This is a genomic window from Mesorhizobium sp. P3_A2 (assembly GCF_056403115.1).
The window spans coordinates 17,718-32,334 of sequence record NZ_JBFUGC010000014.1 but is presented as its reverse complement, the minus strand read 5'-3'; the positions used below and the strand labels follow the sequence as shown (position 1 = coordinate 32,334).

Sequence of the window (14,617 nt, the reverse complement as noted above, 5' to 3'; positions counted from 1 at the left end):
GCATGCGTGTCATCACGGACAAGCTTACGTTCCCCGAAGGCCCGATTGCGTTTTCAGATGGCTCCGTCATGGTCGTCGACATTATCGAGCAAACCCTTGTCCGAGTATCACGGGACGGGGATATCGCGGTAGTCGCCAAGGTTCCGGGCGGGCCAAACGGGGCAGCTGTTGGGCCAGACGGCAAGATATTCATTTGCAACAATGGTGGTATGGACTGGGTCGAAGAGCAAAAAGGACGATTTCGACCAGCCTTGCAGAGCTCCGGATATACGGGCGGCAGCATTGACGTCGTGAATCCTGCCAACGGGTCCGTCCGCCGTCTTTACGATCGCTGCTCGGACAACCAGTTGCGCGGCCCCAATGATCTTGTATTCGACGGAGACGGAGGCTTCTGGTTCACGGATATGGGGAAACGCCGTCCTCGAGAGATGGACCTTGGGTTCGTCTATTGGGCGGCAAGCGACGGTTCAGAAATTAAAGAGGTCATCTCTGGTCTGATCACGCCCAACGGCATCGCCCTCTCACCTGACGGAAAGACACTTTATGTCGCCGAGACTATCCCAGGTCGTATATGGGCATATCCCGTAATCGGTCCAGGAGAGGTGCGAAAGCAGCCATGGCCTTCCCCGGCCGGCGGAATACTCTTTGCCGGTCCTGGTGGACGAACCCGGTTTGACGGCTTGGCGGTGACAGAATCGGGAGCCGTCTATGCTGCTGCGCTGGACATGTGTGCGATCCTTGAATTTACCGGAGATCTGAAGAGCCATGTCATTCACCCCATTCCCGATCTGATGGTGACGAACCTCTGCTTTGGCGGTTCGGACATGCATACCTGTTATGTAACATTGTCTCACGAGGGTAGACTGGCCGCGTTTGATTGGCACGAAGCCGGCCTGAAGCTTAACTATCAATCCTGAAATCCAGGTACGTCACCGAGACGACGCTTGCTCGTCTTGATATATCATGCAGAAAAGAAGCCGACTCGTCCTTCGAGCAGGCATGGAGCCGCAGGAAAAAGATGAAAATCACCAACATTCGTACCACCCCGCTGCATTGCAGGTTCAAGCAGGATTACCATTGGGCAGATGGCATAACGTTGTGCTCGCCCGTGATTCTTATCGAGGTTGAGACGGACGAAGGTGTTGTCGGCATTGCCGAGTCTGGAGCAGGGCCCACCATCGAGCCGATGTTAGCCATCCTTCAGGACGCGATACCCCATTTCATCGGCAAATCGGTCTACGATGGCAACAAGCTCATCTGGGACTACTTTCGGACCGGGTTCAAGGCCCGAGGAGCCGGCAGTCAGTACCGATACTTCTCACGCACCATGTCGGGCATCGAGCTTGCAATGTGGGATGCGATCGGCAAAGGCCTGGGGCAGCCGGTATGCAACATCCTAGGGGGAGCCTTGCACGACAAGGTGGGCTATTTTGGTTTCGTTCAGGGGGATACACCGCAACAGCTTGCCGATGACGCGAAGCAGTTGGTTGAGCAGGGATATCCAGTTCTCTATGTGAAAGTCGGGCGCGACGACAAGCTCGATTTGGAGATCGTCCGGGCCGTGCGGGAGGTGGCTCCAGATGTTCGCCTTCGCCTGGACGCAAACGAAGCGTGGGACACGCTACGTGCTGTGCGCATGATGGAAAAGCTCAAAGCGTTCGATATTGAGATCATGGAGCAGCCAGTTCCCGGTATTGGAGGAGCAGATGCACTTCTGCGCCTCCGCCACGTCGGGATGCCGCTGTCTGCCGATCAAAGTGTGTATCTGCCGGAAGAAGTATATGCGATGTGCAGCACCCGCGCCGTCGAGTCGGTTGTCCTGGGACTGCACGAAACTTGCGGCGCTCTGCGGTGGCGTAAAGCGGCAGCGATCGCCGAAGCGGCAAATGTAAGAATCAATATCCACGGAATTTTCGAAACCGGCATCACGACCTGCATCGCTAATCAGGTTGGTTCAACGGTCCCCAATCTGGACGATGCCAACCAGATCATGTGGCAGTTGCTTGAGGAAGACATAATCGAGAGTCCGAACCTTACGCCTGTGAATGGATTTCTGCCGGTGTCGAAGAAGCCTGGATACGGATTCGAACTGAATCGAGATGCGGTCGGCCGTGCTGCCGAAGCCTATCTCAAGCAAAAACGCTAAAGCATGATGCCGAAAAGTGTGAAGCGCTTTTCGGACGACATGTCGACTTGGAGCCGGATTCAGATCTCAGGAGACGCTGCCCCGGCGGCCGTACGAGGTCTGCTGGGGAAATTCCGGCAGCATCGTGCGGCCAGCCCAGAGGAATTGCCGGCAACCGGAGGCGTGCTCGGAGTGTCTTTGTGGCTTGCCTATTCAACCGGACTGGTATTGGGCCCGGGTCTTCCGCAGACTGTGACGCCTGCCCCATTCCGGGATATTTTGTTATTGATACAGCCAGACTCAAGGGCGCTATATCGATTCGCCGCGCCGGAGTGAGGAGCGATAAATGCCAACCGCTATCAGGGCAAGTGGGCCTGCCGACGAGCTCGACACCGTAGGGTCGGTTGGGATTAGCAGGAACACGTTCGCCGACCGAATTTATGCACAGCTGCGCATTGCGTTGATGTCGGGTCGCTACGAACCGGGAAGCCGGCTCAATATTCGGCAACTCGCCACCGCTTACGAGACCTCTCAGACACCCGTCCGAGAAGCGGTCCTGCAATTGGTGGCGGAGGGCGCGCTGGAACTCAAACTAGGCCATCAGCCTCGCGTTCCCATCCTCTCTATCGCCAGATATATTGAGATACGCGAGACGCGCGCTCCGCTGGAGCGGTTGGCGTCCGAACTCAGCACCGTCAACATGACACGCCAAGACATCGAGCTGCTGGAAAGGCACCAGACTGAATTCATGGCGGCGGAGGCCGCGGAGGATTGGAAGGCAGCTCTCGCGGCAAACCAGTCATTCCACTTTGCGATATACCGTAAGTCGAACAACCAGGTCCTGGTGCGGGTGATCGAGAATCTGTGGCTATTGGCTGGCCCGTTCGTGAACAATCAATATCCCTATGCCAAGCCACTTGCCTTCGAAGTTCACCCCCACGATCTGATCATCGACGCTTTGAGGCGTCGGTCACCGACCGAGGCCGGTGAATTGGTGGTGCGTGATCTTCGCGATGGCTCATACAGAATTTTGGAAAAGCTGAAGTCACAATCCGGCTCGAGGCGTAGGCAGCAAGAAAAATAGTGCCTCGTGCCTGCAACGACGTCCCGTCGGCTCCACGGAAGCGGTTGGGCAGGTGCCGATCTGGGCAGAGCCCTCGCGATATCCTGCAGCCACCCCGGTGCGCCTGACATGGCGCACGTAACCACGCCGGGCCGCCTGAGACGCCCTGACTCGAAAATACCTTTCCGCCCGTTCTGCTATTTTAGCGCGAGCGCGTTGGCTGTCGAGCCGGAGCCGCCCAGCTTGTTGAGCGGTGCGGAAACAAACATTCCTTCATAGCGGCCGTCTTCTTCGCAATCCGCGGCCAGGGCGTCCAATGCGAACATTTCCCCGATGGCGGTGCCTAGCATCGGAATGAGCCGGTAATGTAGGAAGCCATCGGCATCTGTTGGGTCGAAGGGCTGAACTTCCAAGGCAGGGTTGTCGCCGGCAACAGCGGCTACACCCTTGTTCCATATCCAACGTGCGGTCTCTTCCGACCGCGAAAGTCCGCAGGCGGCGAACTGATCGTCGGTTGCCATCTGCTCGCGCGTTGCGGAATCGACACTTTCGTACCACTGGATCCAGCCGAACCGCAGGAGCAGTATGTCTCCTATATTCAGCTTGGATTTCTGCCTAGCAAGACAGGCGTCGATTTCAGCGACCGTTATAGGATCGGGATATCCCGGTTGGATCGGCCGTCCGACCGCCTGTCGAAAGCGAGCAAGGTCCGCTAACACAAACCGGCCGACGATGCCTCGGGTGGCCCAGTTCTCGATACCCAGCCGCGTTCCCGGGAGCCCCGTTATGTCATGTTCCTGAAAGCCTTGGTAAAACCCATGAACAGGGTGGCGGATATGCGAAAGACTGTCCCACTGGGAGGAGCATTGGGGGAAGAACCCCTCATACATGTCGTCTGTGCCGGAACTATCGAAATTGATGGTGTGCTGCATGTTTCGGCGGCCAAAGAGTGCAGGGTTGGGAAGATCAAGGGACCAATTTAGAGAAAAGACCGCACCCTTCGAGACCAGAGCAACTCCGCTCAAGACACGCTCCGGCGTCAACAAACCGACACTTCCAAGCTGGTCATCGCGGCCGTAGACGTTCCAGGATGACCCTGCGGGCACGCTGCCCTCGAGGCCAAGCTGGTCGTAGGGGATGCGGGTTTCGAAATTTGACACTTTTTCCTCCAACAAATCCTATCAATCATCAGGCTTCACCCGCCGAGAAACGTCACAGGACGAGATCCCTCGGCCCAACCGACGATCTCGTCTCAGTTCCATGGCTCACGTTCTGAACGGAAACTCCTGACACATCACGACAGCGTCGGACCGACTGATCTGCCGGAGTTTTGACCATGGCGAGAAGGGCTCCTCCAGTGCCGATGACGGCCGAGCCAAGCAACACGCCAGTTCCCGCGACCTCATCAAAGAACACCCTACCAACCCCGAGAATACCAGCAGGCTGTAATCGATCGCGCGCCACAATCGACAGCCATGCGCTTCTGTACCCTTAGGCTCCAAGGCTGTCGTATCGCGGTCTGTCGTCGCGTTCGTTCATCATGTTGCTAAAACCGTATGCAAGCGGGGCGCATTACATATCGTGAATTGCGCGACAAAGAGTGCAATTTGCGAGTCATTGCCAAATTTCCCGTCGTCGCTTCCGATAACTTTTCATTGTGCGGCGCATTCGGAACCGCCGGGGTCGAGGTCTCAAAAAAAATGATTGAGCCGTCGCCACGGGATTACCTCATTGAAGACGATCAGCCACCGCCGCGAAGCCGATTTCGGCGGCAAACAGGGTCGTTTCAATATCGGCGTCAGTGTGGGCAGCACACAGAAACATGTTGTGTTTGGGATGGAAATAAACGCCGTGCTTCAATAATGTACTGCAGAACAGTTCACCTTTGCTGCCGTCGTGGTCTTCGTCAAACATGATGAGTGGCATCTGGACGGGACCAGTTTGTCGCAAGACCATGCCAGCCTTGGCTGCACGAGCATTCAGTCCGTCGCGGAGTTTGTTCCCGAGGCGGATCAGATGCTGCACCACGTTGTCCCGGCGGGCTATCTGGAGCGTGGCCACTGCGGCCGCCATTGCGACTGACCCGCACCAGAACGATCCCGTCACGAAGATGCGCGACGCGGCTTCGCGAAGCCAATCCGCCCCTGTTACCGCCGCCAGTGGATAACCATTTGCAATCGCCTTGCTCCACGCCGAGAGGTCAGGGCGGACCCCAATTGCTTCCCAACTGCCGGCCAGATCGAGGCGCAGGCCAGCCCTCACCTCGTCGATGATAAGCGCGGCGCCGTTGCGATCGCAGATTTCGCGCATCGCGCGCGCGAATTCTGGGGTCGCCATCGCCTGATCCTTGCCGAAATCGTGGCGGAACGCCGAAACCAGGATGGCTGCCAGATCGCCCTCGGCCGCTTCCGCTGCGCTTCGCAGGCTCGAGACGTTGTTGAATTCATAGGTGCCCAAATGAACTCGGTCCTCCGCGGTGACACCAAGGACAGAGGGCGAGCACCAAGGCACTGCGCCATGATAAGCGCCCTGGGCAACCAACACCTTGCGCCTGCCGGTCGATGCGCGAGCGATGGTCAGGCACGTCGTAGTCGCATCCGTCCCGTTCTTCTGGAACTGCACCCAATCAGCGGCAGCAATCATACTGGTAAAAAGTTCCGCGAGATCGACCAGCGCATCTGTCGGACCGTTCAGGCAATCGCCACTGGCCGCCTGCCGTGCTGCCGCGGCCTCGACCTCCGGTTGGCGATAGCCCAAATAATTCGGCCCCCAGGCGCACATGAAGTCCACATAGCGTCGGCCGTTGACGTCCCAGAGTGCGGAGCCCTCGCCCTTCTTGAAGAACTGCGGATATCCAGCCGGCAGCTTGGCCGCGTTTAAGTGACCCCACATGCCACCGGGAATAACCCGCAGCGCTCTTTCGCGTAGGAGTTTGTCGGCTGATTGAATGACTTCAGGCATCTTCGTCCCTGTTCCAGTCCGGCGCGCTGCGCCTACCAAGAGTGCCGCCCCTCGAGCATAGATTTATCCACCCAGCGGCGGCTCGCTGCCGTTGAGCGCCATGGCTGATTTTTGCCTGCTCCGCGACCCACAGAACGGCGGCCGCGGAGCACATCATCGCCTTGGGAGGCAAACGATTTAGGAAGCTTCGAAACAGCGCGTGGACTGTTTTGAAAACCAGCAATATGATATATCATGTTGGCGTTGGCCGTCAATCAATCTCTCCAGTTTGATTCAGGCAGCAGCAGGGCCATCGAGCGCGCCATAGAGGACGAAAAGCGCCGCGTCCGCAACTGATCAGCAGGGGATGGCATTTGAGGGCTGCCGCAGATGTGGCCCGTGCCAGGCTCCCCTCGCCTGCCTGCCAGCACGTGGCAAGGTCGCCACACACACTGTCTTTGAGGGGGACCGTGCTGCATACCGGCATAGACTGCCGGACGCCCGCATCGCGCGACGCGCAAGTCCTGTTTTTGATTGTGCAAAGAGACCGCTGTCGGCTGTCGTCACCTTCAAGCGCAGAACGCGTGATAGCCCTACGCAGCCGTCGACAGGGCGATAAATCGCTCCAGGTGGAAATCAGAGTCGCCGAAGCGGTGTTCGATCATGGTGAGCCGCTTCGCGAGATGGCCAAGCGCGTATTCCATGGTAATGCCAATTCCGCCGTGCATCTGGATTGCCTCCTCGACCACGATGCGTGAAACCCGGCCAATAAGATTTTTTGCGGCACTCACTTGCAGTTCGCGCTCGCCACGCGGTGCGTCCAGATGTCCGCACACGTTGATGGCGGCCGAGCGGGCCTGCTCGATTTCGATTAACATGTCGGCTATGCGATGCTGGAGGGCCTGGAATTTCCCAATTGGCTGGCCGAACTGCTTGCGGGTTCGCAGGTACTCCACCGTAAGATGCTTGATGCTCTCCATAAGCCCCACGGCTTCGGCACATTGGGCGGCCATAGCGCGGGCATGCACAGCCTCAATGGCGTCAAAAGCACCGCCCACTTCGCCCAAGCGCTCGCTATCGGGAACCGCCACACCATCCAGGCTCAATTCCGCGGCGCGACCGCCGCCATTGAGCGGATAAGATCGCAAGGCAAGTCCATCGGAATCCAGCGGGATCACGAAAAGCGTAATGCCATTTCGCTCGTCGGCTGCTCCCGAGACTCGCGCGCTGACTACCGCGAGGCTCGCCGCCGGTGCGGCCACAACCAGGGACTTGCCGCCAGAAAGCACCCAACGTCCATCCTGCCTGGTGGCGCGTGTCTCCACGTGAGCAAGATCGTAACGGCCGCCTTGCTCTGCGTGAGCCAGAGTGACAATGCGGCCCGAAATGATCTCCCCGACCAGCGCAAGCTGGTCAGCGGTCGCGAGCGATGCGATGAGGCCGCCGGCGAGGATGCCAGCTTCCATCAAGGGTTCGAAGACACCGGCGCGACCGAGTTCCTCGAAGACGACAGACAGGTCGAAGCCTGACCCGCCGAATCCGCCAACTTGCTCAGCAAAAAGGGCGCCCGGGACGCCCATCTCGACCAGTCCGTCCCAGAGCTCCTTGGAGTGCCCTTGTGGACTCTCCGTCGCCTGAAAAAGGATTTCCTGCGTGACAAATCCACGCAAAAACCGCCGCAGGCTGTCCTGCAGCATCTGGCGTTCTCCAGTGAGATCGAAGTTCATATCATAGCTCCAGAATGGCTTTGGCGATAATCTGCCGCTGAACCTCGTTCGAACCGCCGTAGATGGAGAGCTTCCTGTTGTTGAAGTAGCTCTGTGTGGCAGCCATCGCGTAGGCCGGACCGATCGGGGCCGCGTTGGAACCCTCGTCAAGCAATTCGGAGATGAAGGGGATTGCATTGGGACCAGCGGCCTGGCGGGTAAGCTTGTTCAACTCCTGGCGGATGATCGTGCCCTTGACCTTGAGCATCGAACTTTCGGCCCCCGGGGCCTGCCCGGCGGCTGCTTTGGCAACGACCCTGAGGTTCGTGGTTGCCATCGCCATCAAATCGATCTCGACTTGCGCGATCCGGGCCGCAAAGAGAGGGTTGTCAATCAGCTTGCGGTGGCCATCGGGCTCAGTTGCGGCGACGCGCTTGAGATTGGCGAGAGCCGCGCGAGCCATGCCCACCCCGGCAAGATTCGTGCGCTCATGGGTCAATAGATACTTCGCGTAGGTCCAGCCCATGTTCTCCTCTCCCACGAGGTTCTCGGCTGGCACACGGACATTGTCGAACCAGACTTCATTTACTTCCGCCTCGCCGTCCATCAGCAATATCGGACGGACGCTGACGCCGGGTGCTCGCATGTCGACGAGCAGAAACGAAATCCCTTCTTGTGGCTTGCCCTCCTTTGACGTCCGGACAAGGCAGAAGATCATGTTCGCGTGCTGGGCAAGGGTCGTCCAGGTCTTCTGGCCATTGACGACATAGTGATCGCCGTCGCGCGCCGCGGAGGTCTTGACGCTTGCCAGGTCGGACCCGGCACCGGGCTCCGAGTAGCCCTGGCACCACCAGTCCTCGCCATTCAGAATGCGCGGGAGCCAATAGTCCTTCTGCTGCTGTGTGCCAAAATTCTGCAGGACCGGTCCCAGCATGCTGAGGCCGAAGGGCAAGATTCGCGGAGCATGAGAGCGCGATGCTTCCTCTTCGAATATATGGCGCTGAACTGCATCCCAACCGGGGCCGCCATATTCCTTCGGCCAACTCGTCGCGAGCCAACCTCGCCGGTTCAAAGCCGCATGCCATGTCTCGTGGTCGTTTTTGGTGAGACGCTGGCCGGATGCGACTTTGGCCGCGATTCTTTTCGGGAGCTCCCGGTCAAGGAAAAGTCGGACCTCTTCGCGAAATGCGAGCTCTTGCGCGGTATAGGCCAGATCCATGGTTCTTATCCGTTCAAAGTGGCAAAAATGGCGTTATCGGCCACCAGACGCTCAAGCAGTGGAGCGGGAGCCCAGAAGAACGGATCGTCTTGGGCCCAGCCTCGGATGTCCGCGAGAAGGTTCGGAAGGCCAGCGGCATCCGCCCAGTGCATCGGTCCGCCGCGATAACGTGGGAACCCGTAACCGAACAGGAGCACTGCATCGACATCGAGCGGTCGAGCTGCGATTTTCTCGTCGATTACACGGGCGGCTTCATTCACCATCGCAGCCATGTAGCGGCGCTGGATTTCGGCGTCGGTGAAGTTGCGCGCTATGATGCCTTCTTTGGCGCGATAACGCGCGATCATGTCATCTACGTCGTGATCTGGCACACCAGGACGACCGCGTTCGGCGTAGATGTAGTAGCCACGACCTGCCTTCTGGCCGAGCCGCCCCATGTGATAAAGTTCATCCGCCCATTCCGGCACAACGTCGCGAGGATCCCGCGTCGAGGCCTTGCGCTGTCGGGTCAGAAAACCGATGTCGAGGCCGGCCAGATCGGCGACGGCAAAGGGTCCCATTGCCAAGCCGAAGTCCACCATTGCCCGGTCGACCTGATACGGGCTTGCGCCCGCCAGCACCATCCTGTCGGCTGCGCCCCGAACACGCGCCAAGATGCGGTTGCCGATAAACCCGTCGCACACGCCGGACCGTACGCAAACCTTGCCCAGCTTCTTGCCCACGGCAAAGGCCGTCGCAACCACATCGGGCTTGGTTGCATCTGCGACAATCACCTCCAGAAGCTTCATTACATGTGCCGGCGAGAAGAAGTGGAGCCCGAGCACATCGCCAGGGCGGCGAGTGATCGAGGCGATCTCGTTGACATCGAGATAAGAAGTGTTGGTCGCCAGAATTGCCCCCGGCTTCATCACCGCGTCCAGCTGCGCAAATACGTCCTTCTTCACATCCATGGATTCGAAGACCGCCTCTATGACGAAATCGGCCTGGGAGAGCACGGCGTATTCGGTCACGCATGCCAAGCTCCCAGACAAGATCGTCGTGCGTTCCGCTTCCGACAGCTTGCCGCGTCCAACGGCGGCTGTCAGGTAGCCCTCGATCGTTGCGCGCGCCCGGGCCGCGGCCGGGTCGTCACGCTCGACAAGGCAAACGTCATAGCCGGCCAGCAAGGCTGCTGTCGCAATCCCCGCTCCCATCGTGCCACCGCCGATCACACCTACCCGCGCCACATTTCGTGGGTTGACGCCGTTCAGCGCCGTTAGGCGGGAGACCTTGCGCTCAAGGAAGAATGCATGGATGAGGCCTGCCCTTTGCGGCGTTTGCATCAGCGCCATGAACAAACGGCGCTCCTCGGCCAGACCTTCTTTGAAGGGACGCGTGGCCGCTTCAATGGCATCTACGACAAAGAAGGGCGCGACCAGGCCCCCGGCAGCCTTCTGAAGCTTCGTCCGGGCACCGGATATTGCGTCGGGATCGGCCGCGGGTGCACGCATTTCGCTTACGCGGCGCGGGCCCTTTCCAGCCTTCAGAAGGTCATTTGCGAAAGCGAGCCCTGCCGCGCGCACATCGCCATCGCCAATCCTGTCTATGAGCCCGAGTTCGAGCGCTGCTGTCTCTGAAATGGGAGCTCCCGGAACGATAAAATCGAGCGCCTTTGCCACTCCGGCAAGGCGTGTCACGCGCTGCGTGCCGCCTGCACCTGGCAACAGGCCGAGAGTAACCTCGGGCAAGCCCAGTTTAGTGCTCTGCATGGCCAGCCGATAGTGGCAGCCAAGGGCAAGCTCAAGCCCTCCACCGAGACTGACTGCGTGCATCGCCGCCACAATCGGTTTGGCAGAGCTTTCTACGTGATTTACCAGATCGGGAAGCAGCGGCTTTAGGGGCGGCTTCCCAAACTCGTTAATGTCAGCGCCACCAACGAACATGCGTCCGGCGCCTATGACGAGCGCAATGCCGACGTTCGCATCCTCGCTAAAGCGGTCTATCGCGCGCCACAGCATGGATCTGACTTCATGGCCCAAGGCGTTGGCGGCCCCGTTGCGGATGGTGATGACGGCTGTCCGCCCCTCTCGCTCATAGCTTACCAGTGGATCCATTGGTCGCGTCCAGAAATCGGAATTTAATTCCATATATCGAATCTTCTTCGCGCTGACCAGTGTCCTTCGGGCGGACTGAGAGCGCGGTGCCATTCGTTGGCGCCACTGATAAAAGCGGCCCCACCGAACCAGGCAGACAGCCCTCTCTGCAGCAACTCGCACCGGCGCGAGATCTGCTCTGCGGCACAGGTGTGCAGGCGGAAATGACCCATTTCGTGTTGCCTGACCACGTGGATCTCGAACTCTGCCGATTGTCGGTGAAGGCTGGCCGAAGCCTGCCACGCCCTTCCGACCGCACCGCTGTCAATTGCCAATTCTTGCGGCATATAACTCGGTCGCGAATTCCACAGCGATATCACGCGGCAAATCCACCTTTGGCATCAATCCGCTCCCCGAACAGTCAGAATCCGCTCGATGAGCCTGCGACACTGCTGGCGAGCGTCGTAAAGGTTCGCGATCTGAACAGGAGCGACTCCGTCGGCCATTCTTCAACCTGACGAGCGCCGGCGGCACGCCAAATCGCGCTTGTCGCGATCGGCTATGCCAGAGGCTATCAATGGGCAAACAGCAACCGGGGTCTTGTCGCTTTCGGCAGACAGATCGCGCCTGTGGTGGGCCGCGCCTCAATGGACCTGACCGCAGTCGATCTCACCAGTCTGGGCTTCGTTGACGAGGGTACCGTTGTCGGAATCGTCGCCCGAGTATTCCTATCGCCGATTTGCCGAGCAGGCTGGTACGAGCGAACATGAGGCACTCATCGCACTTGGCCGCGCATGTCGCCGTATCCATTTGGGCGTCGATTCAGCGACCCGACCGGAAACAAGGGCAGTCACCCCGACGCTTAAGCGTTCTCCAGCAGATCCTGTAATTGCTGCTTCGTCCTCAGCAATGCATCACCCACGGTGGTCAGACAATCGTCACGCGAGACGATATCGGAAATGCCCCCACATGTGAGAGCAACGAGCGGCGATCCGTCGGTCGGCCGGAAAGCAACTCCGATGGCGTTGATGTAGCTGTACCAAGTCCCAAATGAACAGACGAAGCCGCGCGTTCTGTAGCTTTGGATCGCCTCCTCGACACTATCTCGGATCGCGTTCGCATTGGCGGGCTCCCGCGCGATCAGTTGGGCAAGCAATTCCTCGCGCGCTTGCGGTATCATCTCCGCCAAATAGGCCAAGCCCATCGCGGTGCGCCAGATCGGTAACTGTGAGCCCACATTAAGTTGCAGCGTCACCGGCCCGAACGCACGGCAGTTGGCCAAATAGATCATCTCGAGTCCACTACGGGCGCCGAGCGCTGCTGCGACGCCCGTTTTGTCAGCAAGCCCCTGCAACAAAGGCTGGACCATGCGTACGACCGGGATAGAGCTCATCGCTGAATAGCCAAGCGAGATGGTTGAGGGGCCGATGGAGTAACGGCCCAGGGATTCGTTGTAGATGAGGTAACCACTGCTCGCTAGAGCATAGGTCAAGCGCGACACGGTGGCTTTCGGAAGCCCGGTGCGTTCGATCAAATCCTGGTTGCCCAATGTCGACTCGCTCGCCTTGAAAGCCCGCAAGATTTCCAAACCTCGCAGGAGCGAACCGGCGGCGACGCCTTCTTCCCCGCCATTGGCATCCTCCGCTGATTTGGAACGCTTTCTCATCGTCACCTCCTGAGGTTCCGCGGCAACTCTAGCCGCAATTGGCTCGAATACAATGGAATTTAATTCCATTCAGTTGACGCGCAAGGTACCAGATGGCATTAGTAACGCAAAATCGCACCCTGCCGCCGGGCACGACAGACGAGCCACATCATCAAACGGCCGAACTGCTTGCTTCCGACATCTCGACCCAGTTTGCAGTCGGGATCGATCGGAATCAGACAGGTAGGACGGGAGATCAGCTCGACTGCGTCGCCGGGACAGAGGGGTCGCAACCGAACCCGTTTGCGGCGGACATCTCGAGGAGACCAGCAATGGAGAAGACAGAGCTGCCGCTGGACGGAATCAAGGTGCTGGATTTGACGCGGGTGTTGGCCGGTCCCTGGCTGACGATGTCACTCGGCGATCTGGGTGCCGAAGTCTGGAAGATCGAGAGTGTGGCCGGGGGCGACGACACACGGGCATGGTCAGTTCCAAACTACATGGGGGTGAGCACCTATTATCTCTGCGCCAACCGCGGCAAGCAAAGTGTGGCTGTCGATCTGAAATCGCCGCAAGGGCGTGAAATCATCTTGAAGCTGGCTACAAAAGCTGACGTCGTGGTGGAAAATTTCCGTGCAGGCACGATGAAGCGGTTGGGTCTCAGCTATGAAACGCTTCGCGACATTAACCCGGCCCTCGTTTTCTGCTCGATCTCGGGCTACGGCCAGACCGGACCGGAAAGCGATCGTCCCGGTTATGATTTCATTATGCAGGCAGAAAGCGGACTGATGTCGATCACTGGGGCCGCCGATGGACCGCCCAATCGGCTGGGGGTGGCTTTCACGGATGTCGTTGCGGGCATGGTTGCTACACAATCGGTCTTGGCGGCGCTCTATCAGCGACGCGATACGGGCAAAGGCCAGTTTATCGACATAGCCCTGATCGAGAGCACATTGAACATGCTGATCAACGTCGGAACAGGCTACTTAAACGCCGGCGTGGATGGGTTCCGATATGGCAATGCTCATCCTAGCGTGGTGCCTTACCAGTTGTTTGAATGCTTGGACGGCTTCTTTGCGCTGGCAGTGGGCAACGACCGGATGTTCAAGGATTTCTGCATCCAGGTCATCGACCGACCGGATCTGGCCGAAAATCCACGCTTCGTCACGGCGCATGAACGTGCGCTGAACCGCGAAGACCTCTTGGCAGCCCTTGGAGAGGCGCTTTGCAAAAATTCGGTTGAACACTGGCTCGATGCCTGTCGCAGTGCGTCTGTGCCAGCGGGTCGCGTGCATACGGTCTCCCAGGCCCTGGCAACGCCCACGGTGACCGAAAGGGGGATCATTCAGTCCTTGAAGCATCCCGAACTCGGTACTATCCGCATGATCAGTCCGGCCCATGGCCTCGCTGGCCAGAAAAACCGCGTGCAGAAGGCTCCCCCCCTGCTTGGCGAGGATACCCGCGCCGTTCTTGAGATTGTCCTTGGCTATGACGATAGCCAGATAGACCACCTGATCCGAACTGGCGTCGTCTATTGCCACGGCGCAGCGGCACTACAGGCCCAGGCGTCGGAGGGCGCTGCGCAATGAGCCGTGCCTTCGCCGCACAGGGGCTTGCGGTTCTTCGCGCTCTTGGCCTGCCAGACGACGCGCCGCACGTGAATCCCAATGGAGGCGCCATCGCGATGGGCCACCCTCTTGGAGCTTCGGGCGCTCGACTGGCGCTCGCAGTCGCCCACGAACTGAAGCGCCGAAATGGCGCTTTGCGCTTTGCACAATGTGCATTGGAGTCGGTCAGGGGATCGCTTTCATCATGGAAAGGCCCTGAGCTGGAACATGCGCACCCCC

Annotated in this window: 10 protein-coding genes and 2 pseudogenes; 6 read left to right on the top strand and 6 right to left on the bottom strand. The window is 59.1% G+C overall.

Annotation, left to right across the window (positions count from 1 at the left end):
* Window positions 1-2: 2 nt before the first annotated feature.
* The 3 genes from AC1DXM_RS26585 (at window position 3) to AC1DXM_RS26575 (ending at window position 3,209) form a co-directional block, all read left to right on the top strand.
* Window positions 3-917: an SMP-30/gluconolactonase/LRE family protein gene (locus AC1DXM_RS26585; protein WP_477237740.1), complete on the top strand. Its 915-nt coding sequence runs from the start codon at window positions 3-5 to the stop codon at window positions 915-917.
* A gap of 101 nt (window positions 918-1,018) precedes the next feature.
* Entirely contained in the window at window positions 1,019-2,146 is a 1,128-nt protein-coding gene (locus AC1DXM_RS26580; protein WP_436260260.1) for a mandelate racemase/muconate lactonizing enzyme family protein, read from the top strand.
* Window positions 2,147-2,471: 325 nt separating this feature from the next.
* Window positions 2,472-3,209: a GntR family transcriptional regulator gene (locus tag AC1DXM_RS26575; RefSeq protein WP_477237738.1), complete on the top strand. Its 738-nt coding sequence runs from the start codon at window positions 2,472-2,474 to the stop codon at window positions 3,207-3,209.
* A 176-nt stretch (window positions 3,210-3,385) separates the two neighbouring features.
* Here AC1DXM_RS26575 and AC1DXM_RS26570 read toward each other — a convergent pair whose 3' ends face one another.
* The 5 genes from AC1DXM_RS26570 to AC1DXM_RS26550 all read right to left on the bottom strand — a co-directional run bounded on the left by AC1DXM_RS26570 (window position 3,386) and on the right by AC1DXM_RS26550 (window position 11,179).
* Window positions 3,386-4,348: a cyclase family protein gene (locus AC1DXM_RS26570; protein WP_477237736.1), complete on the bottom strand. Its 963-nt coding sequence runs from the start codon at window positions 4,346-4,348 to the stop codon at window positions 3,386-3,388.
* Between the two features lie 568 nt (window positions 4,349-4,916).
* Complete coding sequence (locus tag AC1DXM_RS26565; RefSeq protein ID WP_477237734.1) at window positions 4,917-6,149, bottom strand: aminotransferase class III-fold pyridoxal phosphate-dependent enzyme; 1,233 nt, start codon at window positions 6,147-6,149, stop codon at window positions 4,917-4,919.
* A gap of 572 nt (window positions 6,150-6,721) precedes the next feature.
* Window positions 6,722-7,855: an acyl-CoA dehydrogenase family protein gene (locus tag AC1DXM_RS26560; protein WP_477237732.1), complete on the bottom strand. Its 1,134-nt coding sequence runs from the start codon at window positions 7,853-7,855 to the stop codon at window positions 6,722-6,724.
* 1 nt (window position 7,856) lies between these two features.
* Entirely contained in the window at window positions 7,857-9,053 is a 1,197-nt protein-coding gene (locus AC1DXM_RS26555) for an acyl-CoA dehydrogenase family protein (RefSeq protein ID WP_477237730.1), read from the bottom strand.
* A gap of 5 nt (window positions 9,054-9,058) precedes the next feature.
* The gene (locus AC1DXM_RS26550) at window positions 9,059-11,179 is read right to left on the bottom strand and encodes a 3-hydroxyacyl-CoA dehydrogenase NAD-binding domain-containing protein (RefSeq protein ID WP_477237728.1); all 2,121 of its coding nucleotides are present in this window, start codon (window positions 11,177-11,179) and stop codon (window positions 9,059-9,061) included.
* A 479-nt stretch (window positions 11,180-11,658) separates the two neighbouring features.
* On the opposite strand from AC1DXM_RS26550, the pseudogene AC1DXM_RS26545 reads away from it, so the two are divergent.
* Window positions 11,659-11,895: pseudogene (locus AC1DXM_RS26545) on the top strand (alanine racemase C-terminal domain-containing protein); the annotation flags it as partial.
* Between the two features lie 92 nt (window positions 11,896-11,987).
* On the opposite strand, the gene AC1DXM_RS26540 reads toward AC1DXM_RS26545, so the two are convergent.
* Window positions 11,988-12,791 (bottom strand): IclR family transcriptional regulator, encoded by an 804-nt coding sequence (locus tag AC1DXM_RS26540; RefSeq protein WP_436260267.1) that lies wholly within the window; start codon window positions 12,789-12,791, stop codon window positions 11,988-11,990.
* Window positions 12,792-13,102: 311 nt separating this feature from the next.
* Here AC1DXM_RS26540 and AC1DXM_RS26535 point away from each other — a divergent pair, with 311 nt between their 5' ends.
* A complete protein-coding gene (locus AC1DXM_RS26535; protein WP_477237726.1) occupies window positions 13,103-14,359 on the top strand; it encodes a CaiB/BaiF CoA transferase family protein in 1,257 nt (418 codons plus the stop codon).
* Window positions 14,281-14,597: pseudogene (locus AC1DXM_RS26530) on the top strand (3-oxoadipyl-CoA thiolase); the annotation flags it as partial. The gene AC1DXM_RS26535 and the pseudogene AC1DXM_RS26530, both read left to right, overlap by 79 nt.
* Window positions 14,598-14,617: the final 20 nt, after the last annotated feature.